Here is a 25,562-nt window from a genome sequence, read left to right as displayed (position 1 = left end):
GGGGAGGAATGGGTCCTTGGACCGGAGCCGCGAAGCGGCGGAATTCTCTGCGCATCTGTTCTGACCTGCAGTCTCATTCGTTGTCAGTGGGGGCTGTTAGCTTCCGGGGCATGACGACGACTGCGACGGCGGAGGAGTCCGGGTATGCCCGGTACACCTTCCGGCTGCGGGTGTCGTCCACGGCGCGTGCCGCCCTGGGGGCGGAGTGGGCGCGTTGCCGGTGGGTGTGGAATGAGTGCGTGGCCGTGTCCCGCAAGGTCCACGCCTTGAACCAGGCCGCCGGACAGAAGACCACCTGCGGCCCTGCGCAGCTGGACAGGATGCTGACCGAGGCCCGGCGGTCGATGGCGTGGCTGCGGGAGGGCAGCTCGGTGCCGCAGCAGCAGACCGTCCGGGACTTCGGCAAGGCCCGCGCCAAGGCCCTGAAGGACATCACGGCCCGGCTGCCGATGCGGCAGCGGGCCGGGATGCCCCGCATCAAGCGCAAACGCGAGGCCGCCCCGACGCTGAACTACACCACCCGGGGTTTCAGGCTCAAGGACGGGCGCCTGCACCTGGCGGGAGGCATCGTGCTGACGGTGGTGTGGTCCCGTGACCTGCCCGACCACCCCACGTCGGTGCGCGTCTACCGCGACAGCTGCGGCCACTGGTACGCCAGTTTCGTCGTGGCCACTGCCCTTGAGCCGCTGCCCGCCACGGGCCAGGTGATCGGCATCGACTGGGGCGTCCGCGAAACGGCGACGACCACCAGCGACGTCCACGACCTGCCCCACGCCCAGCACGGCAGGAGTGCCGCGGCGAGACTGGCCCGGTACCAGAGGATGATGGCCCGACGGCGCACGCCGCGGAACGCGCCGGACACCGGCGGATACCGCAAGGCGCGTCGGGCCGCCGCGAAGGTGTCGAGGAAGATCGCCCGCCGGCGCCAGGACACCGCCCGCAAGTGGGCCAAGCGGGTGGTGACCGACCACGATGCGATTGCGGTCGAGGATTTCCGGCCGAAGTTCCTGGCGAAGTCCACGATGGCCCGTAAGGCGGCTGATGCGGCGATCGGTGCGACGAAGGCTGCTCTGATCGAGATGGGTCGTAAGCACGGGCGGGACGTCCGCCTGGTGCATCCCGCGCATACCACCATGGACTGCGCGTCGTGCGGTGCGAGAACCAAGCACGCACTTCCTCTTTCGGAACGTACCTACACCTGCACCGCGTGCGGAGCCGTGTCCCCCAGGGACAAGAACTCCGCCCGCGTGATGCTGGTCCGGGCTGGTCTCAACCCGGCTGGTGCTGATCGTGTAAGAGCTGGCGGACCGCTGGTCCCCAGCCCACGTGAGCCAGGAATCCCCGCCCATCAGGGCGGGGAGGATGTCAAGTGACGGCGACGCGGGCGTAGCGGCCCACGACGCGCAGGTCCTCCTCGATGTGGGCGGCGGTCTCACGGAGCGCGGGGAGGAGGTCGGCGCGGGACTGCTCGACGGTGCGGCGGCTGGCGTGCATCGAGACGTTGACGGCGGCGACGACGCGACCGGTGCCGTCGCGGACGGGGACCGCGATGGACCGCAGGCCCTCCTCCAACTCCTCGCTGACCAGCGCGTGGCCGTCGGCGGCGACGACGTCGAGGGCGTCGTTGAGGGCCCGCGTCTCGGTGACGGTGTGCCGGGTGAGCGCGGCGCGGTCGGTGCGCGCGAGGAGTCCGGCGCGCTCGCCGGCGGGCAGCCCGGCGAGGAGGACCCGGCCCATGGCGGTGGCGTAGGCGGGGAAACGGGTGCCCACGGTGATGTTGACGCTCATGATGCGGACGGTGGGGACCCTGGCCACGTACTGGATGTCCGCGCCCGACAGCACGGCCATGGAGGCCGAGTCGTGCACGCGCTCCACGAGACCGGCCAGGTGCGGCCCGGCGATCTGGGACAGGGTCAGTCGGGACAGGTGGGCGCAGCCGAGCTCCATCACGTGCGGGGTGAGCCGGAAGAGCCGGTCATCGGCGGCGATGTAGCCCAGGTGCTCCAAGGTGATCAGGGAGCGGCGCGCGGTGGCCCGCGCCAGCCCGGTGGCCTCGGCGACGGCGGTCAGCGGGAGTTCGGCGCGGCCCTCGCCGAAGGCGGTGAGCACGGCGAGCCCGCGCGCCAGGGACTCCACGAACTCCGGCCCGAGTTCCTGCTTGGAGGCCCGCGTCCAGGCCGCGGGGGTGGGGGTGGGGCCGGCCGGCGGGCCGGCGGGGGCGGCGAGCGCCCGTTCCATCGCGGCCACCGTCTCGCGCAGCCGGGACAGCACCGCCTCCCGCAGCGAATCGGCGCTGTGCCTGCTGGTGTGACTGACCACGCTCACCGCGCACACCGCGGCGCCGGACGGGTCGCGTACCGGTACGGCGACGGCGATCAGGCCGGGCTCGATGAGCTGGTCGTCCGCCGACCAGCCCTGCTCGCGGGCAGCCCGGACGCGCTCCTCGAAGGAGGCGGCGCCCTCGTCATGGCCGTCGGGGAGCGCGGGGAAGCCCGCGCCATGGGGGTCGGCCGCCCGGCGCCGCCGCCAGCGGTCCCACTCCGCCGCGCCCCATCCGCAGGCGAACAGCGCGCCGGGGGCGCCTCGTTCGGCGGGCAGCAGATCGCCCATCCGGAAGGTCAGCGACATGGCGCGGCGCCGGGTGACCTGGTGGACGAAGCGCACCCCGTCCCCGTCGGGCACCGCTATGGACACCGACTCGTCCAGGCCGTCCGCCAGTGCGTCGGCGAGCGGTCCCAGCAGCCCGGGCAGCCGGCTGGCGGCCAGATAGGCGTTGCCCAGCTCCATCAGCCGGGGCGCGAGGACCGCGTCCCGGCCCTCCAGGCGCAGGTACCCGGTGCGGGTGAGCGTGCTGACCACCCGGTCCACGGTGGAGCGGGCGAGCCCCGTGTCCCGTACGAGATCGCCCACCGAGCGCCGTCCGTCGGCCGCCGCGAGACCGCGCAGCACGGCGAGCCCTCGGATGAGGGGGCCCACGGCCTCCTGCGGCGGGGGAGCGGTCGCGAGTGCGGGGGATGTCATGGGCGCTCCAGCATGGAGATATGTCGTCGAAACCGTACCGCTCCGAAACGTTGACAGAGCGGGCGCCGAGGATCAGACTCGGCCACGAAAGTTTGTGAACTTAAGTTCACCAGGCGAACAAGAGGTGGCGCAGGATGGACAAGGTGGTCCCCTCGGCCGCCGAGGCCGTGGCGGACGTCCATGACGGGGCGTCGCTGGCAGTCGGCGGTTTCGGGCTGAGCGGTGTGCCCAACACGCTCATCCAGGCCGTCCACGACGCAGGGACCGGCGGTCTCGCCGTGGTCTCCAACAACTGCGGCGCCCTGGAGTCCGGCCTCGCCGTCCTGCTCGCCGCCGGGCGCATCGCCCGGGTCACCGGCAGCTACATCGGGGCCAACAAGGAATTCGCCCGCCAGTACCTGGCCGGCGAGCTGGAGCTCGAACTCATCCCGCAGGGCACCCTCGCCGAGCGCCTGCGCGCCGGCGGCTGCGGCATCCCCGCCTTCTACACACCCGCCGGTGTCGGCACCCAGGTCGCCGACGGCGGCCTGCCGTGGCGCTACGACGGCGACGGCGCGGTGGTGCTGGCCTCCCCGCCCAAGGAGGTCCGCGAGTTCGACGGCGTCGAGTACGTCCTGGAGCGCGCCATCACCACCGACTTCGCCCTCGTCCGCGCCGCCAAGGGCGACCGGCACGGCAACCTGGTCTTCGCCAAGTCCTCGCGCAACTTCAATCCGCTCGCGGCCATGGCCGGCCGGATCACCGTCGCCGAGGTCGAGGAGCTGGTCGAGCCCGGCGAGCTCGACCCCGATCAGGTCCACCTGCCGGGCATCTTCGTCCAGCGGGTGGTGGCCCTCACCCCCGGGCAGGCCGCCGACAAGAAGATCGAGTTCCGCACGGTCACCGCGAGGGAGGTGTCGGCCTGATGGCCTGGACACGCGACGAGATGGCCGCCCGCGCGGCCCGGGAACTGCGCGACGGCGAGTACGTCAACCTCGGCATCGGCCTGCCGACACTGATCCCCAATCACCTCCCCGAGGGCGTCGAGGTCATCCTCGAATCGGAGAACGGCATCCTCGGCACCGGCCCCTTCCCGTACGAGGACGAGGTCGACCCCGATCTGATCAACGCCGGCAAGGAGACCGTCACCGTCCTGCCCGGCGCCGCGTTCTTCGACTCCGCGCTGTCCTTCGGCATGATCCGCGGCGGCCACATCGACGCCGCCGTACTCGGCGCCATGCAGGTCTCGGCCCGCGGGGACCTGGCCAACTGGGCCGTCCCCGGCAAGCTGGTCACCGGCATCGGCGGCGCCATGGACCTCGTGCACGGTGCCCGGCGCGTGATCGTCACGATGACCCACACCGCCAAGGACGGCAGCCCCAAGATCGTTCAGGAGTGCTCCCTGCCGCTCACCGGCAAGGCCTGCGTCGACCGGATCATCACCGACCTGGGCGTCCTCGACGTCACCGACGACGGACTCGTCCTCGTCGAGACGGCTCCCGGCGTCGCCATAGGGGAGATCCTGGAGAAGACCGCCGCCCCGGTCCGCACCACCCGAGGCGCCGGCAACGCCGCCGTCGCCGCCACCGGCCAAGGAGGCCAGTCATGAGCCAGCAGCTGCGCGATGTCTACATCGTCGACGCCGTCCGCACCCCCGTCGGCAAGTACGGCGGCGCCCTGTCGGGCGTGCGCCCGGACGACCTCGCCGCGCACGTCGTCGCCTCGCTCATGGCCCGCACCCCCGACCTCGACCCGGCCCGTGTCGACGACGTGTTCTTCGGCGACGCCAACGCCGCCGGCGAGGACAACCGCGACGTTGCGCGCATGGCCGTCCTGCTGGCCGGACTGCCCGTCACCGTCCCCGGCACCACCGTCAACCGGCTCTGCGGCTCCGGCCTCGAAGCCGTCATCCAGGCCGCCCGCGCGGTCGCCGTGGGCGACGTCTCCGTCGCGATAGCCGGCGGCGTGGAGTCCATGAGCCGCGCCCCCTGGGTGCTGCCCAAGCCCGAACGCGCCTTCCCCGCCGGACACCAGGAGATGTACTCCACCACCCTCGGCTGGCGCATGGTCAACCCGCGGATGAACCCGCAGTGGACCATCCCGCTCGGCGAGAGCGCCGAACTGATCGCCGACCGGCACGGCATCACCCGCGAACAGCAGGACGCCTGGGCCGTGGCCAGCCACGAGAAGGCCGCCCGCGCGTGGAAGGACGGCCTGTACGAGGCCGAGGTCGTGCCGCTCGACGGCGTCGACCTCGCGCGCGACGAGACCATCCGCGACAACACCTCCATGGAGGCGCTCGCCCGCCTCAAGCCCGCCTTCCGCAAGGACGGCGGCACGGTCACCGCGGGCAACTCCTCGCCGCTGAACGACGGCGCCGCCGCGCTGCTGATCGTCGACGAGGAGGGACTGAGGGCCACCGGCCGCGAGCCGCTCGCCCGCGTCCGCGCCTCCGCGGTCACCGGCATCGAGCCCGACTACTTCGGCCTCGCCCCCGTCGAGGCCGTGCGCAAGGCGCTGGCCAAGTCCGGCAAGGGCTTCGCCGACCTCAACACCGTCGAGCTGAACGAGGCCTTCGCCGCCCAGGTGCTGGGCTGTCTGGCCGGCTGGCCCGAACTGGACCCCGAGCTCGTCAACCAGCGCGGCGGCGCCATCGCCATCGGCCACCCCCTCGGCGCGTCCGGCGCCCGCGTCGCCGGTGCCGTCGCCCACCAGCTCGCCGCCCGGGGCTCCGGCACCGGCCTGGCCGCCCTGTGCATCGGCGTCGGACAGGGCCTCGCCCTGGTCCTGGAGAGGTAGGAGCGCGCCGCATGGCCACCCCGCTCACGCAGGACGAGATCTCCCGCGAGATCGCGGAGGCCCGCGAGGCGTACGCCAAGCGGCTCGCGGACGGCGCGGCCGCGGAGCACCACCCCAGCCGCGGCTACGCCCCCTACCGCAGCAGTGTGCTGCGGCACCCCAAGCGCCCGCTGGTCGCCGCCGGCACGGCCGGCGGCGACCCCGAGGCCGTCGAACTGTCCGGGCCCGTCTTTGGGGTCACCGACGTCACCGCCCTGGACCACGACCTCACCCGGCAGCACCAGGGCGAGCCGCTCGGCGAGCGCATCCGGGTCACCGGGCGCGTCCTGGACCGGCGGGGCCGGCCCGTGCGCGGTCAGCTCGTCGAGATCTGGCAGGCCAACGCCTCCGGCCGCTACGCCCACCAGCGCGACGACCACCCCGCCCCGCTCGACCCCTGCTTCACCGGTGTCGGGCGCACCCTGACCGGGGACGACGGATCGTACGAGTTCGTCACGATCAAGCCGGGGGCGTACCCCTGGCGCAACCACCTCAACGCCTGGCGCCCGGCCCACATCCACTTCTCGCTCTTCGGCACGACGTTCACCCAGCGCCTGGTCACGCAGATGTACTTCCCCGGCGACCCGCTCTTCGCCCACGACCCGATCCTGCAGTCGGTCACCGACGACTCCGCACGGCAACGCCTGGTCGCGGCCTACGACCACGGCCTGTCCACCCCGGAATGGTCGCTCGGCTACCGCTGGGACATCGTCCTGGACGGACCCGCCGCCACCTGGACCGAGGAGGGCCGATGACCCCGCCCCCCGAACCCGCCGTACCCCCCGAACCCGCCGTACCCCTCGCCCCCACGCCCTCGCAGACCGTCGGCCCCTTCTACGGCTACGCGCTGCCCTTCGCCAAAGGAGGCGAGCTGGCGCCCGCCGGGCACCCCGGCGCGATCACCGTCCACGGGTACGTGTACGACGGCGCCGGGCAGCCCGTACCCGACGCGCTGATCGAGGTCTGGCAGCCGGCCCCCGACGGCTCCCGGCACGGCGCCCCCGGCACCCTGCGCCGCGACCCCGTGGACGGCGCGGTCCTCGGCCGCGACGGGCTGGTCTTCACCGGCTTCGGACGCGTGCCCACCGACGCCGACGGGCACTACGCCTTCCGCACACTGCCGCCCGGCGGCGTCCCGTACCTCTCGCTGATCGTCTTCGCCCGCGGCCTGCTGCACCATCTGCACACCCGCGCCTATCTGGAGGACGCGGCCGGCGACCCGCTGCTCGGCTCGCTGGAACCCGGGCGCCGTGCCACGCTGGTCGCCACTCCGGACGGCGGGGGCGTCCACCGCTTCGACATCCGCCTGCAGTACGACGGAGTGCATGAGGAGACGGTCTTCCTTGCCTTCGACTGATCCCTTCGCGGACACCGGCCTTCTCTCCCCGGGCCAGGCCGGCACGCCCGTGGAGCAGGCGACCGGCGACGCCGCGTTCGTACGGGCCATGCTCGACGCCGAGGCCGCGCTGACCCGCGCGCAGGCCGCGCTCGGTCTCGCGCCGGCTTCGGCGGCGGCCGAGGTCACCGCCGCCGCGGCCGAGACCGGCAGGTACGACGCGCGCGACCTCGCGCTGCGCGCGCGCTCCGGCGGCAACCCCGTCATCCCGCTGGTCGCCGACCTGACCGCGGCCGTGGCGGAGCGGGACGAGGCCGCCGCTGCCTACGTCCACCGGGGCGCCACCAGCCAGGACATCATCGACACCGCCGCCATGCTGGTGGCCTCGCGCGCGCTGGCGCCCGTGCTCGGCGATCTCGCCCGCACCGCCGGCGCGCTGGGACGGCTCGCCCGCGAGCACCGCGCCACGCTCATGGCCGGGCGCACGCTCACCCAGCACGCCGTTCCCACCACCTTCGGGCTCAAGGCGGCCGGATGGCGCGCGCTCGTCCTCGACGCCCACGACCGCCTGACGGCCGTCCGCACCGCGCTGCCCGCCCAACTGGGCGGTGCGGCGGGCACGCTCGCGGCGTTCCACGCCTTCGCCGAGGGGTCCGCGGCGGCGGGCAAGGGCGGGGGCGGGACGGAGGGTGCCCCCGATCTCGGGGAGCGGCTGACGGCCGCGTACGCCGCCGAGACCGGGCTCGCGGAACCCGGGCTGCCCTGGCACACCCTGCGCACCCCCGTCGCCGACCTCGGCGGAGCGCTCGCCTTCACGGCGGGCGCGCTGGGGAAGATCGCTGCCGACGTCCTGGTGCTGACCCGCACCGAGATCGGCGAGGTCACCGAGGGCACCGGCGGGGGCTCCTCGGCCATGCCCCACAAGGCCAACCCCGTGCGCGCCGCCCTCATCGCCGCCGCGGCCCGCCAAGTGCCCGCGCTCGCCTCCGTCCTGCACGCCTCCATGGCCGCCGAGGACGAACGGCCGGCCGGCGCCTGGCACGCCGAATGGCAGCCGCTGCGCGAGGCCCTGCGCCTCGTCGGCGGCGCGGCGCGGGGTGCCGCGGAATTGGCCGAGGGACTGCGCGTCCACCCGCACCGTATGCGCGACAACCTGGACGCGACCGGCGGCCTCGTCGTCACCGAGCGACTGGGCGCGGCGCTCGCCGCCCTGATCGGCCGCGGCGAGGCGAAGGCCGCGCTCTCCCGGGCCTCGCTCCGGGCCGTCGAGGAGGGCATCGACCTCGACGACGTCCTCGCCGAGGACCCCGCCCTCGCGGCCCTCCTCCCCAAAGAGCGCCTGCGCGACCTCACCGACCCCACCCGCTACACCGGCTCCGCGGCCGCCATCGTGGACCGGGCCCTGCGCCGCCCCGACCCGCCGGACACCTCTTCGTGACCCTCCGGCCGCCCGAGCTCACCCGTACGCGCGCACAACGCACAGAGGAGGACGCATGAGCGGCAGCACATCGGCGGAAGCCGCGGAGCCACGGCTGCTGCACCACCGGGTGGACGGGGCGGCCGGACGGCCCGCGTTGCTGCTGGGGCCGAGCCTGGGGACGTCGCTGGCGGTGTGGGACGCCCAAGTGCCCGCGCTCGCCCGCGACCACCGGGTGATCCGCTGGGACCTGCCGGGGCACGGCGGCACACCGGCCGGCCTGCTGCCGCCGGACCCCACGACGGCCGACCTGGGGCGGATGGTGCTCGAACTCGCGGACGCGCTGGGCGTCGAGCGCTTCGCGTACGCGGGCATCTCGCTGGGCGGCGCGGTCGGGACCTGGCTGGCGATCCACCACCCCGAGCGGGTCACCTCCCTGGCGCTGCTGTGTGCCGCGGCCCGCTTCGGGACTCCGGAGGGCTGGCGGGATCGTGCCGCGCTGGTCCGGGCGAAGGGCACCGGACCGGTCGCGGACACCACGGCGGCCCGCTGGTTCACGTCCGCCTCCGTCCCGGGCCCCGCGGCCGAGGCCCTCGTGGACGATCTGCGGGCCGCCGACCCGGAGGCGTACGCGCGGCTGTGCGACGTGCTGGCCACCCACGACGTGCGGGCCGGCCTGTCCGCGATCACCGCGCCCACGCTCGTCGTCGCCGGCCGCGAGGACCCGGTGGCACCGGTGGCCGACGCCCGCGAGCTCGCGGACGGCATCCCCGGCGCGGGCCTCACCGAGGTCGCGCACGCCGCGCACCTGGCCAACGTCGAGCGCCCGGCACCCGTACTGGCCGCGCTGCTCGGGCACTTGACGACGGGCCCGGCCGCCGACGACGGCTCCCGCCACGCCGCGGGCACGGCGGTCCGCCGTGCCGTGCTCGGTGACGCCCACGTGGACCGGGCGGTGGCGCGGACCACCGCGTTCACCGCGCCGTTCCAGGACTTCATCACCCGCTACGCGTGGGGTGAGATCTGGACCCGGCCCGGCCTCGACCTCAGGACCCGCAGCTGCGTCACGCTCACCGCGCTCGTGGCGCACGGCCACCTCGACGAGCTGGCGATGCACGTCCGGGCCGCCCGGCGCAACGGCCTGACCCGGGAGGAGATCCAGGAGGTCCTGCTCCAGTCGGCCGTCTACTGCGGAGTCCCCGCCGCCAACGCGGCGTTCGCCATCGCGAACCGCATCCTCGAAGCGGAAGAACCAGAGGAACCAGAGGAACCAGAGGAACCAGAGGAACCAGAGGAACCAGAGGAACCAGTCGAAGTACCGGAAGAGGGGGAGTAGCCCACCCATGCAGCCCCACACCACCGTCGGCATCGTCGGCGGCGGCCCCGCCGGCCTGCTGCTCGCCAGGCTCCTGCACAGCTCAGGCATCGACTGCGTGGTCCTGGAGAGCCGGGAGCGCGCCTACGTCGAGCACCGCCAACGGGCCGGCATCCTCGAGCAGTCCACGGTCGACGTGCTGCGCTCCTCCGGCGCGGCCGGCCGGCTGGACCGCGAGGGCCTGGTCCACGACGGCATCGAACTGCGCTGGAACCGGCGCACCCACCGCCTGGACTTCCCCGCGCTCACCGGCGGCCGCCGTGTGTGGGTGTACGCGCAGACCGAGGTCGTCAAGGACCTCATCGCCCTGCAGACCGCGGACGGCGCCCCGCTGGTGTTCGGGGCCCAGGTGCGTGCGGTCGAGGGGGCCGACACGGACCGCCCGGTGATCCACTACACCCACGATGACCGCGACAAGACCCTGACCTGCGACTACGTCGTAGGCTGCGACGGCTTCCACGGCGTCGCCCGCCGGGCGTTCCCGCACGGCGCGAGCCGGACGTACGAGCGGGTCTACCCGTACTCGTGGTTCGGCATCCTCGCCGACGTCCCGCCGTCCTGCGACGAGTTGATCTACGCGCACTCGCCGCGCGGCTTCGCCCTGCACAGCATGCGTTCGCCCCAGGTCAGCCGGCTCTATCTGCAGGTGCCCAACGGCACCGACACCGACGACTGGTCCGACGAGCGGATCTGGGACGAATTGGACGCCCGGTTCGCGATCGACGGCGACTGGAAGCTGGACCGTGGGCCGATCACCTCGAAGGCGGTGCTGCCGATGCGCAGCTTCGTCACCGAGCCGATGCGCTGGGGCCGGGTGCTGCTCGCGGGGGACGCCGCGCACATCGTGCCGCCCACCGGCGCCAAGGGACTCAACCTGGCCGCCGCCGATGTGGTCGTCCTGGCCAGGGCGTTCGCGCACCTGCGGGAGACCGGGTCGCAAGAGCTGCTGGACGCCTACTCCGACACCTGCCTGCGCCGGGTCTGGCGGGCCGAGCACTTCTCCTGGTTCATGACCACGGCCCTGCACATCGACCCCGCGCACAGCGACTTCGACACCCGGCTCCAGATCAGCCAGCTCGACCGCATCGCGGCCTCCCCGCACGCGGCGGCCGAGCTGGCGGAGAACTACGCGGGCCTGGAGATCGGCTGACCGACCTATTACGCCTTGCTTACGGGGCGACCAGGCACTCTGAAAGCGGCGTCCAGGGGATTACGGTGAGGGACATGGAAGGCAAAGGCACACCGGTCGGCCGGCGCGTGGTGCTCGGCATGCTCGGGCTGGGCGCGCTCGGCGTGGCGGTGGGCAGCCGGGCGCAGGACGGCCTGGACTCGGCGCTGTCGCAGGTGACGAGCAAGGACCCCACCGGCCTGTCGGGTCTGCTGCCGGGCGGCGGAGGATTCCGCTTCTACAACATCACGGGCTCGGTCCCGCACCGCGACGCCACAAACTACCGGCTCACCGTCTCCGGACTCGTCGACCGCCAGGCCGGCTACACCCTCGCCGACCTGCTGGCCATGCCGCAGACGCACATGGTGCGCGATGTGCAGTGCGTCACCGGGTGGCGGGTGGACGACACGGCCTTCGAAGGGGTGCGGCTGTCCCATCTGCTGGACCTCGCGGGCGTGCGGGACGGGGCCGGCGCGATCCGCTTCACGTGCTTCGACGGTGCCTACACCGAGAGCCTGACCCTCGAACAGGCCCGCAGGGACGACGTGCTGGTCGCCCTGAAGATGCAGGGCAAGCCGGTGACCACCGCGCACGGCGGTCCGGTGCGGCTGTACGTGGCGCCGATGTACTTCTACAAGTCCGCGAAGTGGCTCTCGGGCATCGAGGTCACCAAGACGGTGCAGCCCGGCTACTGGGAGCACTACGGCTATGACGTCGATGCCTGGGTCGGCCGCTCGAACGGACGCAACGATGCCCCGACTGCCTGAATTCGTACGCCGTTTCACCCGGGCCGAACGCTGGGTGCACCGCAGCACGGCGACGCTGATGATGATCTGCCTCTTCACCGCGGCCTGCCTGTACCTTCCCCCGCTCGCCGAGATCGTGGGCCGCAGGCGCCTGGTCGTCACCGTCCACGAGTGGTCCGGCATCGCGCTGCCGCTGCCGGCGCTCGCCGGCCTCGCCTCCAGGGCGTTCCGGCACGACCTGCGCCGGCTCAACCGCTTCACGTCGTACGACGGGAGCTGGCTGCGCGCCGCCTTGCGCCGCCGGCTCTACCAGGCGCGCCCGGCGGGCAAGTTCAACGCGGGGCAGAAGCTCTACGCGGCCTTCGCGGCCGGGGCCGTCCTCGTGATGCTGGGCACCGGGCTGCTGATGATGTTCCCGCACCTGACGGCGGTGGTGTGGCGTACGGGTGCGACCTTCGTCCACGACTGGCTGGCGCTGGCCGTCGCGTTCGCGGTGGCGGGCCACTGGTGGATGGCATCCCACGACCCCGAGGCGCGGCGGGGGATGCGCACGGGGTTCGTCACGCCGGCCTGGGCGCGGCTGAACCATCCGCACTGGGACCACGCGAAGGAAGCCGCGGACGCCGCGGACGCCGCGGAGGTCGGAGCCACCCCGGACGCCGGGCAGGCCGCGTCCGCCTCCGCCCCGTCCTCGGGTTCCGGCGGCCCGCCGCGCGGCCAGGGCTCCTGATCCGGCCGGCCGGGGGCCGTTCCCTCCTCTCCTGAACCGTTCGTGATGCGCCGTCGACGACTGACGTCGGCGGCGCTCAGGCATGTTCATGCAAATTTTGCCGTCCCATGTCTACTCGCATAGACCCTTCCGGCGCGATTCTGATCCGGCACTTCCGTACCACCCGTGAGATTCCGCATCCGGTGCCACCCCCGTACCCGCGCGCCGCCGCGCGCCCGTCCCTGGAGACCCCATGCGCCGAATCACCACCGGCTTCGCCGCCACCGTGGCCGCCGTTGTCGCCACCGTCGTTCTGACCACGCCCGCCAACGCCGTCCCCGCCGACAAGGCCCAAGTGCTGTCGAGCTGGACCCAGACCAGTGCCTCCAGCTACAACGCCTGGCAGGCCGCGCGCCAGAACCAGGGCGCCTGGTCGGCCTACGCCTTCGACTGGTCCACGGACTACTGCAGCACCTCCCCGGACAACCCCTTCGGGTTCCCCTTCTCGAACTCCTGCGCCCGGCACGACTTCGGCTACCGCAACTACAAGGCGGCCGGCACCTTCTCGGCCAACAAGAGCCGGCTGGACAGTGCCTTCTACGAGGACCTGAAGCGGATCTGCGCCGGCTACAGCGGCGCCACCGCGACCGCGTGCAACGGCACCGCGTGGACCTACTACCAGGCGGTCAAGGCCTTCGGCTGACCGGCATCCCGCCGTTCCCGGCCCCGCCCCGCGCCCGGTCCTCCGTCACGGAGGGCCGGGCGCGCCCGTTCTCCCCGGCGCCGCTGTCAACTCTGGTTGACGTGCGGCGTCTGTCAACGTAAATTGACAGACATGACCGAGGCAACCGATCTCGCCGAACGTGCGGGAGACCGTGATCCGCGGATCGGGCTGCGGGCCGTCGCCGCGCTGCGGCGGCTCCTGGAGCAGCTCGAGACCGTGCAAGTCAGGAGCGCGCGGGCCAAGGGGTGGTCCTGGCAGGAGATCGCCCACGAACTGGGCGTCAGCAGGCAGGCCGTGCACAAGAAGTACGGGAGGAATTGACCATGTTCGAGAGGTTCACCAAGAGCGCGCGCGACGTGGTGGAGGGCGCGCTCGGGCATGCCGGGAAGGCGCGGGCGGAGGTGGTCGCCGAGGAGCACCTGCTCTTCTCGCTGCTCGACGCGGAAGGTACCCGGGCCTCCGGCGTCCTGGCCGCGCTGGGCGTGGACCGGCGCCGTGCGGCCCTGGAGGAGGCGCTCGCGGAGGCCCGGCGCCGCGGCGGAGTCTCACGGGCGGACGCCGAGGCGCTGGCCGGGTTCGGCATCGACGTCGCCGAGATCGTCGCCCGCGTGGAGGACGCCCACGGGACCGGGGCACTGGCCGCCGGACGCAGGACCCGGCGGTGGCGGCCGGCCGGGCGCCCGCCCCTCACCCGCGGGGCGAAGACCGTGCTGGAGCGCTCGCTGCGCGCGGCTGTGGCCCGGGGGGACCGGCACATCGGCGATGAGCACCTGCTGCTGGCGCTCGCCACCGGCCCGGGTGTGGTGGCCGACGTGCTCGCCGAGTTCGGTGCCTCGTGGGCCGACATCGAGCGGGTGCTCGGGGAGGGCGACGGGGGCCGGGCCCGGGCGAGCTGACGGCCCGCCGGCGGGGGCATCGCGCCGAGGACGCCCGGTCCGCGCGGGCCCGTGCGCGACAGCGCGCGGCGGCAGCCGCATGGGGTGAGCCGCGTGAGGCGAGCCGATGCCGCCGTCCGGAGCACCGGCAGGGTATGACGGTGCTCCGGACCACAGGGCGGAGGTGCCTCGGTGAGGGGCCTGGAGATCGTCGTCGTGATCCTCACGACGGTACTGACGCTGACCTGGGTGGCGCGGCGACTGCGGCTGAACGAGCCGCTGCTCCTCGTCGCGGGAGGCTGCGCCATCGGGTTCGTCCCGGCCTTCGGCTCGGTGGAACTTCCCCCGGACGTCGTGCTGCTGTTGTTCCTCCCGGCGCTGCTGTACTGGGAGTCGCTGTCGACGTCGCTGCGGGAGATCCGGGCCAACATCCGGACGATCTTCCTGCTGTCGACCGGCCTGGTGCTGGCCACGGCCGCCGCGGTCGCCTCCGTCGGCAACGCTCTGGGACTGTCGTGGGCGATGGCGTTCGTCCTCGGCGCGGTCGTGGCCCCCACGGACGCGACGGCGGTCTCCGCCGTCGCGAAGGGCCTGCCGCGCCGCACGGTGACCATCCTGCGCGCGGAGAGCCTGGTCAACGACGGCACGGCACTTGCCCTGTTCGCTGTCGCGGTCGGCTTTGCCACCGGCGCGCACGCCTTCGGCTGGGGGAGTGCCGTCCTGCGTTTCGTCGTGGGATACCTGGGCGGGGTGGCGGTGGGACTGGCGGTCGCCGCCCTGGTCGTCGTGGTGCGCGGGCGGGTGCGGGACCGGCAGGTGGAAACCGGGCTGAGCCTGCTGACCCCCTTCGCGGCCTACCTGCCCGCCGAGGCGCTGGACCTCTCCGGCGTCCTTGCCGTGGTCGCCTGCGGCCTGGTCCTCAGCCAGGCGGGCCCGCGGCTGATCCCGGCCGGGACGCGGATTCAGACCGAGGCGTTCTGGCAGACGACGACCTTCGTGCTCAACGGGGCGCTCTTCGTCCTGGTGGGCATGCGGGTGCCCGGTGCCGTCCGGGGGATCGCCTCGGTGCGTCCAGTCGAGGCGCTGCTCGGGGCGCTGGCCACCGTCGGGGTCGTGATGGCGACCCGCCTGGTGTGGACGTACACCGTGCCCTACCTCATCCGGCTGATCGACCGGCGGGCCGTGCAGCGCACCTTGCGCATGGGCGCCCGCGAGCGGATGCCGCACGCCTGGGGCGGCATGCGCGGCGCGGTGTCGCTGGCGGCGGCCCTGGCCGTGCCGATGACGGCCGTGGACGGCAGCCCGTTGCTCGGCCGTGACGCGGTGGTCTTCGCGACGGTCATCGTGATCATCGTGACGCTGCTCGTGCAGGGCCAGACCCTGCCGCGCGTGATCCGCTGGGCGCGGCTCGCCCCCGACACCTCGGTGGCGGACGAGGAACTGCTGGCCCGCCGGGAGATGACCGACGCGGCCCTGCGCGCCCTGGACGAGGACACGGACCGGCCCGGCGCCCAGGCCGACGTCGCCGAGTCCTTGCGGAGCGAACTGCTCGCACAGCGCGAGGCGTTGTGCGACGACAGCGTCGGCCACTCCTCGCCCCGGGCGGTGCTGCGCGCGGATCGCGAGCTCCGCCGTCTGGTGGTCGGCGTCAAGCGGACCACCGCCGTGCGGCTGCGTGACAGCGGCCGCATCGACGACATCGTCCTGCGGCGGGTCCAGGCCGGGCTGGACGCCGAGGAGATCCGCCTCGACATCTCCGAGGCCGCCGCGGCCGGGGAGGCGTGACCCGTACCCCGTGAGGGGGGATCCGGCCGTAGCCCCCGGCGGGGGAGCGCGGCGGTCAGTGGCCGGGGAAGTACTCCCGCAGGTAGTCGTTGCGGAACGTGCCCGAGGGGTCCTGGCGGGCGGCGAGGGCGCGGAAGTCGTCGTAACGCGGGTAGAGGCCGGGCAGGTCGGCGGCCGGGGTGGTGAAGAGCTTGCCCCAGTGCGGGCGGGCGGAGAATGGGCGCAGGGCCTGCTCGATCGCCTTGAGGGCGGGCAGGACGGCCACGGTGTCGGGGATCCAGGTGAAGTGGAAGGCGACGCTGTCGCGCCCGTAGGCGGGGCTCAGCCACAGCTCGTCGGCCGCGATGCTGCGGATCTCGCCGATCTGCACGGCGGACGCGAAGTGCTCGCGCACCTCCCACAGGGCGTCGAACGCCGCCGGGGCGTCCGCGCGGTCCACGAAGTACTCCGACTGGATCTCCTCGCCGCTGCTGGGCGTGAACTCCATGCGGAAGTGCGGCAGCCGCTCGTACCACGCGCCGACGTCGCCGTTCTGCGGCGTGCAGTGCTCGGCGGGCATGCCCGGGACGGGGTGCCGGGGCCCGTCGGCCAGGACGGCGCCGTACCACTCGCGCGGCGCCGGGGCCGGGGGCGCGGAGGGGTCCTCGACGCGCTCCTTGAGCCACACCTGTTCCAGCAGGGGGTCCTGCCAGCGCGTGAACGCCGACACGCTGTAGCCGGCGGACATCACTTCCGCGAAGCTCCGCCCCAGTTCCTCGCGCGGCATGTCGTCGTAGACCCACTGGCGCACGGAGAAGGCGGGGACCAGGTCGAGCGTCAGGTGCGTGACGACGCCGAGCGCGCCGAGCGCCACGACGGAGCCCTCGAAGTCCGGCTCGCCGCGGCGGACCTCGACCTGCTCGCCGTCGGCGGTGACCATGTTCAGCGCGCTGACCGCTCCGGCCAGGCACGCGTTCGTGGTCCCCGAGCCGTGGGTGCCGGTGGAGCACGCGCCCGCCACGGAGATGTGCGGCAGGGAGCCCAGGTTGTGCAGGGCGAAACCGGCCCGGTCGATCGTCCCGGCGATCTCGCCGAAGCGCAGGCCCGAACTCACGGTCGCGGTACGCGCACCGGCGTCGATGTCGACCACCGCGGGCAGCGCCGCGGTGGAGACGTGGTCGCCGTCCGTGTCGGCGACGGTGCTGAAGGAGTGCCGGGTGCCCAGCGGACGGATCCGCTCGGAGCGGGCCACGATCTCCTGCAGCGCGCCGACGGACTCCGGGGTGTGGAGCCGCCGCGCGTGGAAGGCGATGTTGCCGCCCCAGTTCCTCTCCGCGGACATCGTGGTCGTTCCTCTCCTTCGTACGGCGCCCGGCGTGCCGTGAGGCGGCCGGGCTGGTCGGCGCCGTCCCGGTCGGGGGCCGGGCGAACGGCCGCACCAAGGGCGACCAGCACCGATGTCGAATCGTACGCCGCCCCCCTGCGTTCTCCGGGAGCGGGGGAGACGCGCGAAAGGGCGCGGAAGGCCGACGAAGCTGAGGAAGGGGGAGCGGAAGCCGTACCGGAACGGCGGCGCCGTCGGGCGCCCGGCACCGGAGGCCGCGCGGGGCGGCCGGGGTGCCGGGCGGCGGGACGTGGGTCAGGCGACCGTGCCGGACTTCGCGATCTCGACGCGGGCGCTGGGGGTGCCGCTGCGCGAGCCGAGCGACTCGATCTTCTTGACGATGTCCATGCCCTCGACGACCTCGCCGAAGACGACGTGCTTGTTGTCCAGCCAGTCGGTGACGATGGTCGTGATGAAGAACTGCGAGCCGTTGGTGTTCGGGCCCGCGTTGGCCATCGACAGCTGACCCGGCTTGGTGTGCTTGAGCTGGAAGTTCTCGTCGGCGAACTTCGCGCCGTAGATGCTCTTGCCACCGGTGCCGTTGCCGGCGGTGAAGTCACCGCCCTGGAGCATGAAGTCAGGGATGACGCGGTGGAAGTGCGAGCCCTCGTAGCCGAAGCCGTTCTCGCCGGTGGCGAGCTCGCGGAAGTTCCGCGCGGTCTTGGGCACCACGTCGTCGAAGAGGGTGAAGACGATCCGTCCGGCGGGCTCGCCGTCGATCGTGATGTCGAAGTACACGTCGTTGTTGCTCATGCCGACATTTTCACATCCCCGGTCGCCACTCCCGACCGCGCCCCGCGCGGGACACGCAGTTGACCAGCCGCGCGGCGGTGCGCATAGCATCCGGGGCATGCCGGAAACCGTGACCTTGCAGGGCGGACACGTCCGCCTGGAGCCGCTCACCGCGGACCACGCGGACGGGTTGCTCCGCGCCGCCCAGGAGTCCCGCGACACCTACGGATTCACCAAGGTGCCCGAGGACCTGCCCGCCATGCGGCGGTACGTCAGCGACGCGCTGGCGGAGCAGGCCACCGGCGCCGCCCTCCCGTTCGCCGTGGTCGACACCGCGCGCGGCACCCTGGTCGGCTCGACGCGCTTCCTGGACCTCGACTACTGGACCGTCACCCCGGCCTCGCCCGCGGGGCGCGCGACTCCGCGCCCGGACGGGGCGCCCACGGTCGCCGAGATCGGCAGCACCTGGCTGTCCGCCTCCGCCCAGCGCACCCCCTGCAACACCGAGGCCAAGCTCCTGCTGCTCACGCACGCCTTCGAGACCTGGGGCGTGCTGCGCGTCACCCTCAAGACCGATGCCCGCAACGCCCGCTCGCGCGCCGCGATCGAGCGCATCGGCGGACGCTTCGAGGGCATCCGCCGCGCCCACGTGCCGGCCACCGACGGCACCGTCCGAGACAGCGCCTACTACTCCGTCGTCCAGGACGAGTGGCCCGGCGTCCGTGCGGAGCTGGAGGGCCGCCTCCGGAGGTCCTGACGGCGAGGACCCCCGGAGGCGGAGCCGCCTGCGAGACCTACGGGATCTCGACGCCGGCCAGCGCCGACAGACGGTCGATCTCGGCGAGTTCGGCCTCGGTGAGAGGCGCGGCGTCGAGGGCGGCGAGGTTCTGGTCGAGCTGGGCCACGCTGCTCGCGCCGATGAGGACGGAGACCACGCGAGGGTCGCGCAGGACCCAGGAGAGAGCCAGCTGCGCGAGGGTCTGACCGCGTTCGCCCGCGAGCTTGTTGAGGGCGTGCAGCAGGGTGAGCTTCTCGTCGGTGAGGGCGTCGCGCTTGAGGAAGTGACCGAGGGCCATACGGGAGTCGGCGGGGACGCCGTCGAGGTAACGGTCGGTCAGCTGCCCCTGGGCGAGCGGCGAGTAGGCGATGAGGGCGGTCTCCGTCTCGCCGACGGCGTCCAGGACGCCCGCCTCGGGGCCGCGCTGGAGCAGGCTGTAGGCGGCCTGGTGGATGAGCAGCGGGGTGCCGAGCCCGCGCAGGATCTCGGTGGCCCGGCGGTGGGCGTCCGCGGGGTAGTTGGAGATGCCGGCGTACAGTGCCTTGCCCTGGCGGACCGCGGTGTCCAGGGCGCCCATGGTCTCCTCAAGGGGCGTGTCCGGGTCGAAGCGGTGGGAGTAGAAGACGTCGACGTAGTCCAGGCCCATGCGGCCGAGGGACTGGTCGAGCGAGGCCAGCATGTACTTGCGGCTGCCCCACTCGCCGTACGGGCCGGGCCACATGTCGTAGCCGGCCTTGCTGGCGATGAACAGCTCGTCGCGGTACGGGCGCAGGTCCTGGGCGAAGAGGGTGCCGAAGTTGGCCTCGGCCGAACCGGCGGGCGGCCCGTAGTTGTTGGCGAGGTCGAGGTGGACGACCCCGCGGTCGACGGCACGGCGCAGCACGGCGCGCTGGGTCTCCAGCGGCGAGGTGTCGCCGAAGTTGTGCCACAGGCCCAGGGAGACGGCGGGGAGCAGGACCCCGCTGCGGCCGGTGCGGCGGTACTGCATCGAGGCGTAGCGGTCTTCGGCGGCGAGGTAGGGCACGCGGGGGCTCCCGGTCGGTGTGTCGGTGTGGCGATGTAAGAAAATGTTCGGGATTGGGAGGCTACCCCTGGGGGTTCTGCCGTGTCACCCGGGTTCGGGGGCGCCCCATGCGCCGCCCCCGGCCCAGGTCACACCGCCCAGGAGGTGCCGCCGGAACGCGGGGTCGGCGTAGGCCTCCGGGGTGTGGCCGAGCGCGGTGTAGAAGCTGCGGCCGGTCCCGGTCTCCCGGCACCAGACCAGCGGGTGGTCCGCCCCCATCCCGCCCCCCTCGTACGTGGACTCGTCGGCCGAGGCGAGCACCCGCACCCGGCCACGGGGGGAGGCGCCGAAGTCGTACCACTCGTCGGTGAGGGTCCAGGCCGAAGGGAGGTGCGCGGTGGCCGGGTGGCCGTGGTCCTCCACGCGCAGCACGCCCGGCTGTATCTCCGGGTGCCGGGTGAAGCGCGCCCCGAGCAGTTCCCCGTACCAGGGCCAGTCGTACTCGGTGCACGCCGCGGCGTGCACGCCCACGAAGCCGCCGCCTCCCTCGACGTACGCCCGCAGGGCGGCGCGGGCCGCGCTGTCGAGCACCTCGCCGCTGGTCGACAGGAAGACCACGGCCGCGCTGCCGGGCAGGCCCGCGGTGAGTGCCGCGGGGTCCTCGGTCGCCTCGACGGTGAAACCGTGCTCCTGTCCGAGATCCCGGAAGGCGGCGATGCCGTCGGGAATCGATGCGTGCCGGTAATCGGTTGTCCTGCTGAACACGACGACGTGTGCGGGCTCCATGACGCCATCCTAGAAGGCGGGTTGGAACGCCCCATGTCATGCCTTATCCGGCATCGAAGGTCGTAAGCGGACATATGTATCCACAGTGCATGCGTAGGCAATAGGCACGTGATGGGTGTCACGCGATGAACACGCTGCGGCAGGTTTGAGCGACCGAGCGTCGATTTAAGTTCCCCATATTCACCACATGTGCACGGCCCTTCGCCCGGGGTCATCATTTCGCCTACACAGAGCGGACACTTCTCACGTAAAGTCACAGAATTCATTGATCGACTTGCCGGTCGGCGATTGCTGTGATTTCGGACCTTGCCGGGGTGCGATTGCGTCGTTTAGCTTCCAAGTCCCGCAGGCCGGATGCCGGCGGGAATTCTTCCGAGTGGAACGCCTAATCCTGCCGCCACTCGTAAGCCGGATGACGAGACCGCACGGCAGGAGCGGGGGACCCAGGTAAGCGCCGTTCCGTGTCACGGGACGGCTTGGGGTGAAGTCGCAGCGACGTGCCTTTAGTTGGCATGCCTCAACGCGGCCGGGCATCTCCAGCCCGAACCCGACAGCTCACCTCGTAGGCGTCGGAGAGGAATTCCCCATGCCCGCAAAGGGAAAGCACCGTCGTCAGCGGACCAGCCGTTTCGTCCGCATCGGCGCATTCGCCGGCACCACGAGTGCCGCCATTGCCCTTCCGGTCGTCGGCGCCACCGGCGCCCACGCCGCTCCGGTGAGCGTCTGGGACAAGGTCGCCAGCTGCGAGAGCACCAACAACTGGGCCATCAACACCGGTAACGGTTTCTACGGCGGGCTGCAGTTCACCCAGAGCACCTGGGCCGGCTTCGGCGGCACCAAGTACGCCGCGCGTGCGGACCTCGCCACCAAGGCCGAGCAGATCGCCGTGGCCGAGAAGGTCCTGGCCGTCCAGGGCCCGCAGGCCTGGCCGGTGTGCGGCCCCCGGGCCGGTCTGACCAAGGCGATGGCCGACACCTCGGCCACCCCGGAGAGCGTCGCGGGCACCACCACCCCGAAGCCCGCCACCCCCAAGCCCACCACCCCCGGGAACGGCACCGAGGCCGGCAAGCCCACCGACTCCGCCCCCAAGCCGGGCACCGGCGACCAGTACAAGGTCGTCGGCGGCGACACCCTCTCCACGATCGCGGACACCCAGGACGTGACCGGCGGCTGGCGCGCGCTGTACGACACCAACAAGGCCGTCATCGGCGGCAACCCCAACCTGATCTACCCGGGCCAGGTTCTGGCGCTGGGCGGCAAGGCCGCTGTCACGACCCCGGCCAAGCCCGCCACGAGCACGCCCGCCCCGGCCAAGCCCGCCTCCACCTCCGGCTACACCGCCCCGCTGGACCACGTCACGCTGGGCACCCCCTACCACCAGGCCGGGTCCATGTGGTCGAAGGGCTACCACACCGGTGTCGACTTCATCGCCTCCACCGGCACCAAGGTGAAGTCGATCGCCGCCGGCACCGTGGTCTCCGCCGGCTGGGGCGGCTCGTACGGCAACCAGGTCGTCGTCAAGCACGCCGACGGCAGGTACTCGCAGTACGCGCACATGTCCTCGCTGTCGGTCTCGGCCGGCCAGACCGTCTCCGAGGGTCAGCAGCTGGGCCTCTCGGGCGCCACCGGCAACGTCACCGGCCCGCACCTGCACTTCGAGGTGCGCACCACCGCGTCGTTCGGCTCCGACATCGACCCGCTCGCCTACCTGCGCGCGCACGGCGTCAGCATCTGAAAGACCTGACGCCCCGTCATCCGGCGGCAGTATGTGCCCTGTTCCCCGCACCGCGGGGGGCAGGGCACTTGCCGTTGGCGAGTGACCGAAACGGATCGAATATTTCCATTTCAGGTTTCCTCTCGAACGAACGATCAGTAGCCTCTGAGCCACACGGCCGTCCGCACGGCCGGCCGCCCTGATCCCGACGAGCTGGAGCCGTTGATGGAGCGTCCTGCCTGGGCCCCCCAAGGCATCGACCTGTCCGTGCCGAGCGTGTCCCGCATCTATGACTACTACCTGGGCGGCTCGCACAACTTCGAGGTCGACCGGGAGGCGGGACGGCGGGCGATCGAGGCCTTCCCGGGTCTGCCCAAGATCATGCAGGCCAACCGGGCCTTCATGCGCAGGGCCGTGCGCTTCGCGGTGGACGAGGGCGTCACCCAGTTCCTCGACATCGGCTCCGGCATCCCCACCTTCGGCAACGTCCACGAGGTCGCCCAGGCCGCGAGCCCCGGCGCCCGCGTGGTGTACGTCGACCACGACCCGGTCGCGGTCGCCCACAGCCGCGCCGTGCTGGACGGCAACGAGGACGCCGTGATCGTCGCCGCCGACCTGCGCTCCCCGCGCGACATCCTCAACAGCGAGGAGACCGGCCGGCTGCTGGACCTCGACCGCCCGGTGGCCCTGTTGCTGGTGGCCGTGCTGCACTTCATCGAGGACGCCGACGACCCCGCCAAGGCCGTCGCCGAACTGCGCGACGCGCTCGCGCCGGGCAGCCTGCTGGTCCTCACCCACGCCTCCGTGGAGGGCGGGCCGCGCCGGCCCGAGGAGGGCGAGCGGGTGCAGAACGTCTACCGCAGCGCCAGCTCGCCGCTGATCATGCGCTCGCGGCACGCGGTGGAGGCGTTCTTCGACGGCTTCGAACTCGTCGAACCAGGCCTGGTCTCGGCGCCCCTGTGGCGGCCGGACGGCTCGGACGACGACGAACTCGACCCGGTCGTCTTCAGCGGGTTCGCGGGCGTCGGCCGTAAGGCGTGACCGTGACCACGGAACCCGGCCCGGAGCCGGAGCCCGCCGACAGCCTGCGGCGCTTCGCGATCATCTGGAGCCGGGCGATCTACCCGGCCACCGCCACGTCCATGACCCGCGGCGAGTTCGAGGAGTACCTGCTCCCGCTCGCCGCGCGGCTGGAGGCGGCCCTGCACGCCCAGCCCTTCGACGCGCGCGCCGGCGCGGAGATCGGCTCGGCGCTGGTGGCCGCGCACTGCACGGACCCCGAGGCGCTGCCCCGCATCCTCGGCGTCGTGGACGCCTACCTGCTGCTGTACTCCCCGCTGGACCCGGCCCTGCCCGCCGACGAGGGCCGTACCCGCTCCGCCCGGCTGCAGCACTGGATCGCCTACGGCTACGCGGGCGCGCTGCGGGAACGGACCAGGACCGAGCAGGAGGCCCTGTCCCGGGCCGCGCTCGCCGCCCGTACCGCCGTCGAACAGGCGCTGCACGAGAGCGAGGTGCGGTTCCGCGCCATCTTCCAGGGCGCCTCCATAGGCATCGGCATCGCCGACATGGAAGGCCGCATCCTCGACGTTAACGACGCCCTCACCGCCATGTTCGGCGGCCTGGAACGCCGCATCCTCAGCAGGAACGTCTACGACTGGGTGCACCCGGAGGACGCCCCCGAGGTCTGGGAGATGCAGCGCGGGCTCAACCGGGGCGAACGCGACCGCTACAGCGTGGAGAAGGCGTACTACCGCCCCGACGGCACCGTGCTGTGGACCAATCTGACGGTCTCCCTGCTCCGCGACCACGCGGGCGTCCCGCAGTACATGCTGGCGCTGATGGAGGACATCACCGAGGAGCGCCTGCTCAGTGAGCGCCTGCGGTACGAGGCCACGCACGACGCGCTCACCGGGCTGGCCAACCGGAATCTGTTCTTCGAGCGCCTGGAGCAGGTACTCGGCGGCCCGGAGGGTTCCCGCGTCGGGGTCTGCTACCTCGATCTGGACGGTTTCAAGGACGTCAACGACAGCCTCGGCCACGCGGTCGGCGACCGGCTGCTGGTCGCCGTCGCCGAGCGGCTGAAGGCCTGCGTCACCTCGGCCGACCAGCTCGTCGCCCGGATCGGCGGCGACGAGTTCGCCGCGCTGGTCGTCAACCCGGCGAGCCGCGCGGACGTCACGGGCCTCGCCGACCTCATCCTCGCCGCGCTCGCCGACCCCATCCGTGTCGACGACCGCGAACTGGCCGTGCGGTGCAGCATCGGCATCGTGGAGGGCCAGGCCGGCAAGCTCGGCCCGGCCGAGGTGCTGCGCAGCGCCGACATCACCATGTACCGCGCCAAGGCCGCCGGCGGGAACCGCTTCGAGCTCGCCGACCCCGACTCCGACGCCCGCGCCATCACCCGGCACGGGCTCACCAACCAACTGCCCATCGCCCTGGAGCGCGGTGAGTTCTTCATCGAGTACCAGCCGCTGGTCCGGCTCGCCGACGGCAGCGTGCGCGGCGCGGAGGCGCTGGTGCGCTGGTGCCACCCGGTGCACGGGGTGCTCGGTCCCGACCGGTTCATCGCGCTGGCGGAGAGCACCGGGCTGATCGTGCCGCTCGGCCACTGGGTGCTCCAGCAGGCCGCATGGCAGGCCCGTGACTGGCAGTTCCCGCGCAGCGACGGCCACCCGCTGCGCATCAACGTCAACCTGTCCCCGGCGCAGCTGAGCCACCGCGGCCTGGTCCCGGAGACCCTCGCCGTCATCAAGGAAGCGGGCCTGGAGCCGACCGCCCTGTGCCTGGAGGTCACCGAGAGCGCCTTCATCGGCGCCGACGAGGAACTGCTGCGCCCGCTGCGTGAGTTCGCCGACCTGGGCATGGCCATCGCGCTGGACGACTTCGGCACCGGCTACTCCAACCTGGCGTCGCTGCGCCGGCTGCCGATCACCACGCTGAAGCTGGACCGCTCCTTCACCCGCGGCATGCAGCAGCACCCGGCGGACCCGGTCGACGTGAAGATCGTGGAGGTCGTCGTCGACCTCGCCCACACGCTCGGCCTGTCGGTGACCGTCGAGGGCGTCGAGACCGGCACCCAGGCGGAGTACCTTCGGGCCCTGGGCTGCGACACCGCCCAGGGCTGGTACTACGCCAGGCCCGGCCCGCCCGATCGCCTCCACTCGCTCTCGCTCGTCGACGCGACGGCCTGAGCGGGCCCGCGCCGGTGCG

The 25,562-nt window shown here is 72.7% G+C and carries 24 protein-coding genes and 1 riboswitch; of the genes, 19 read left to right on the top strand and 5 right to left on the bottom strand.

Annotated features, from left to right (window positions below):
* Window positions 1-110: 110 nt before the first annotated feature.
* Window positions 111-1,373, top strand: a complete 1,263-nt coding sequence (locus ACFWVC_RS25670) for an RNA-guided endonuclease InsQ/TnpB family protein (RefSeq protein ID WP_384290596.1) — start codon at window positions 111-113, stop codon at window positions 1,371-1,373.
* On the opposite strand, the gene ACFWVC_RS25665 is transcribed toward ACFWVC_RS25670, so the two are convergent.
* Window positions 1,366-3,021: an IclR family transcriptional regulator C-terminal domain-containing protein gene (locus ACFWVC_RS25665; RefSeq protein WP_384290593.1), complete on the bottom strand. Its 1,656-nt coding sequence runs from the start codon at window positions 3,019-3,021 to the stop codon at window positions 1,366-1,368. The genes ACFWVC_RS25670 and ACFWVC_RS25665 overlap by 8 nt on opposite strands.
* 134 nt (window positions 3,022-3,155) lie before the next feature.
* On the opposite strand from ACFWVC_RS25665, the gene ACFWVC_RS25660 reads away from it, so the two are divergent.
* The 14 genes from ACFWVC_RS25660 (at window position 3,156) to ACFWVC_RS25595 (ending at window position 15,973) form a co-directional block, all read left to right on the top strand.
* Window positions 3,156-3,926, top strand: coding sequence for a CoA transferase subunit A (locus tag ACFWVC_RS25660; protein ID WP_384290591.1), 771 nt, complete (start codon window positions 3,156-3,158; stop codon window positions 3,924-3,926).
* Window positions 3,926-4,609 carry a CoA transferase subunit B gene (locus ACFWVC_RS25655; RefSeq protein WP_384290588.1) on the top strand — a complete coding sequence of 228 codons (684 nt, stop codon included), beginning with the start codon at window positions 3,926-3,928 and terminating at the stop codon, window positions 4,607-4,609. Before ACFWVC_RS25660 ends, ACFWVC_RS25655 begins: the two co-directional genes overlap by 1 nt.
* Complete coding sequence (locus ACFWVC_RS25650; protein WP_384290586.1) at window positions 4,606-5,799, top strand: thiolase family protein; 1,194 nt, start codon at window positions 4,606-4,608, stop codon at window positions 5,797-5,799. Before ACFWVC_RS25655 ends, ACFWVC_RS25650 begins: the two co-directional genes overlap by 4 nt.
* An 11-nt stretch (window positions 5,800-5,810) precedes the next feature.
* Window positions 5,811-6,593, top strand: coding sequence for a protocatechuate 3,4-dioxygenase subunit beta (pcaH, locus tag ACFWVC_RS25645; protein ID WP_384290583.1), 783 nt, complete (start codon window positions 5,811-5,813; stop codon window positions 6,591-6,593).
* The gene (pcaG, locus tag ACFWVC_RS25640) at window positions 6,590-7,195 is read left to right on the top strand and encodes a protocatechuate 3,4-dioxygenase subunit alpha (RefSeq protein ID WP_384290580.1); all 606 of its coding nucleotides are present in this window, start codon (window positions 6,590-6,592) and stop codon (window positions 7,193-7,195) included. Before pcaH ends, pcaG begins: the two co-directional genes overlap by 4 nt.
* Window positions 7,164-8,612 carry a 3-carboxy-cis,cis-muconate cycloisomerase gene (gene pcaB, locus ACFWVC_RS25635; protein ID WP_384290577.1) on the top strand — a complete coding sequence of 483 codons (1,449 nt, stop codon included), beginning with the start codon at window positions 7,164-7,166 and terminating at the stop codon, window positions 8,610-8,612. Before pcaG ends, pcaB begins: the two co-directional genes overlap by 32 nt.
* A gap of 55 nt (window positions 8,613-8,667) precedes the next feature.
* Window positions 8,668-9,927 carry a 4-carboxymuconolactone decarboxylase gene (gene pcaC, locus ACFWVC_RS25630; RefSeq protein ID WP_384290574.1) on the top strand — a complete coding sequence of 420 codons (1,260 nt, stop codon included), beginning with the start codon at window positions 8,668-8,670 and terminating at the stop codon, window positions 9,925-9,927.
* A gap of 7 nt (window positions 9,928-9,934) precedes the next feature.
* Window positions 9,935-11,116: a 4-hydroxybenzoate 3-monooxygenase gene (locus ACFWVC_RS25625; protein WP_384290571.1), complete on the top strand. Its 1,182-nt coding sequence runs from the start codon at window positions 9,935-9,937 to the stop codon at window positions 11,114-11,116.
* A gap of 74 nt (window positions 11,117-11,190) precedes the next feature.
* Window positions 11,191-11,901 carry a molybdopterin-dependent oxidoreductase gene (locus ACFWVC_RS25620; RefSeq protein WP_384290569.1) on the top strand — a complete coding sequence of 237 codons (711 nt, stop codon included), beginning with the start codon at window positions 11,191-11,193 and terminating at the stop codon, window positions 11,899-11,901.
* Window positions 11,843-12,610, top strand: a complete 768-nt coding sequence (locus tag ACFWVC_RS25615; RefSeq protein ID WP_384290565.1) for a cytochrome b/b6 domain-containing protein — start codon at window positions 11,843-11,845, stop codon at window positions 12,608-12,610. Before ACFWVC_RS25620 ends, ACFWVC_RS25615 begins: the two co-directional genes overlap by 59 nt.
* 232 nt (window positions 12,611-12,842) lie before the next feature.
* Entirely contained in the window at window positions 12,843-13,292 is a 450-nt protein-coding gene (locus tag ACFWVC_RS25610) for a phospholipase (RefSeq protein ID WP_384290562.1), read from the top strand.
* A gap of 132 nt (window positions 13,293-13,424) precedes the next feature.
* Window positions 13,425-13,634, top strand: a complete 210-nt coding sequence (locus ACFWVC_RS25605) for a helix-turn-helix domain-containing protein (RefSeq protein ID WP_384290560.1) — start codon at window positions 13,425-13,427, stop codon at window positions 13,632-13,634.
* A 2-nt stretch (window positions 13,635-13,636) separates the two neighbouring features.
* The gene (locus ACFWVC_RS25600; RefSeq protein WP_384290558.1) at window positions 13,637-14,209 is read left to right on the top strand and encodes a Clp protease N-terminal domain-containing protein; all 573 of its coding nucleotides are present in this window, start codon (window positions 13,637-13,639) and stop codon (window positions 14,207-14,209) included.
* 171 nt (window positions 14,210-14,380) lie between these two features.
* On the top strand, window positions 14,381-15,973 hold the full coding sequence (locus ACFWVC_RS25595) for a Na+/H+ antiporter (protein ID WP_384290556.1): 1,593 nt from the start codon (window positions 14,381-14,383) through the stop codon (window positions 15,971-15,973).
* 55 nt (window positions 15,974-16,028) lie between these two features.
* Here ACFWVC_RS25595 and ACFWVC_RS25590 read toward each other — a convergent pair whose 3' ends face one another.
* Window positions 16,029-17,294: a D-arabinono-1,4-lactone oxidase gene (locus tag ACFWVC_RS25590; RefSeq protein ID WP_384290554.1), complete on the bottom strand. Its 1,266-nt coding sequence runs from the start codon at window positions 17,292-17,294 to the stop codon at window positions 16,029-16,031.
* Window positions 17,295-17,591: 297 nt separating this feature from the next.
* Window positions 17,592-18,089: a peptidylprolyl isomerase gene (locus tag ACFWVC_RS25585; protein WP_384290552.1), complete on the bottom strand. Its 498-nt coding sequence runs from the start codon at window positions 18,087-18,089 to the stop codon at window positions 17,592-17,594.
* A 97-nt stretch (window positions 18,090-18,186) separates the two neighbouring features.
* Here ACFWVC_RS25585 and ACFWVC_RS25580 point away from each other — a divergent pair, with 97 nt between their 5' ends.
* Window positions 18,187-18,825 carry a GNAT family N-acetyltransferase gene (locus ACFWVC_RS25580; protein ID WP_384290550.1) on the top strand — a complete coding sequence of 213 codons (639 nt, stop codon included), beginning with the start codon at window positions 18,187-18,189 and terminating at the stop codon, window positions 18,823-18,825.
* Between the two features lie 37 nt (window positions 18,826-18,862).
* Here the strand turns inward: ACFWVC_RS25580 and ACFWVC_RS25575 are convergent, their stop codons facing one another.
* On the bottom strand, window positions 18,863-19,870 hold the full coding sequence (locus tag ACFWVC_RS25575) for an aldo/keto reductase (RefSeq protein WP_384290547.1): 1,008 nt from the start codon (window positions 19,868-19,870) through the stop codon (window positions 18,863-18,865).
* A gap of 84 nt (window positions 19,871-19,954) precedes the next feature.
* Complete coding sequence (locus ACFWVC_RS25570; protein WP_384290545.1) at window positions 19,955-20,635, bottom strand: ThuA domain-containing protein; 681 nt, start codon at window positions 20,633-20,635, stop codon at window positions 19,955-19,957.
* Between the two features lie 372 nt (window positions 20,636-21,007).
* A riboswitch (cyclic di-AMP (ydaO/yuaA leader) is annotated at window positions 21,008-21,217 on the top strand.
* A 4-nt stretch (window positions 21,218-21,221) separates the two neighbouring features.
* On the opposite strand from ACFWVC_RS25570, the gene ACFWVC_RS25565 reads away from it, so the two are divergent.
* From ACFWVC_RS25565 to ACFWVC_RS25555, 3 genes are all read left to right on the top strand, one after another.
* A complete protein-coding gene (locus ACFWVC_RS25565; protein WP_384290542.1) occupies window positions 21,222-22,370 on the top strand; it encodes a transglycosylase family protein in 1,149 nt (382 codons plus the stop codon).
* Window positions 22,371-22,574: 204 nt separating this feature from the next.
* On the top strand, window positions 22,575-23,390 hold the full coding sequence (locus tag ACFWVC_RS25560; protein ID WP_384290540.1) for an SAM-dependent methyltransferase: 816 nt from the start codon (window positions 22,575-22,577) through the stop codon (window positions 23,388-23,390).
* Window positions 23,387-25,543: a putative bifunctional diguanylate cyclase/phosphodiesterase gene (locus ACFWVC_RS25555; RefSeq protein WP_384290538.1), complete on the top strand. Its 2,157-nt coding sequence runs from the start codon at window positions 23,387-23,389 to the stop codon at window positions 25,541-25,543. Before ACFWVC_RS25560 ends, ACFWVC_RS25555 begins: the two co-directional genes overlap by 4 nt.
* Window positions 25,544-25,562 lie beyond the last annotated feature (19 nt).

Origin of the sequence: Streptomyces sp. NPDC058691 (assembly GCF_042714775.1) — a bacterium.
GTDB lineage: Bacteria > Actinomycetota > Actinomycetes > Streptomycetales > Streptomycetaceae > Actinacidiphila.
This window is presented reverse-complemented; position numbering and strand designations above follow the sequence as displayed.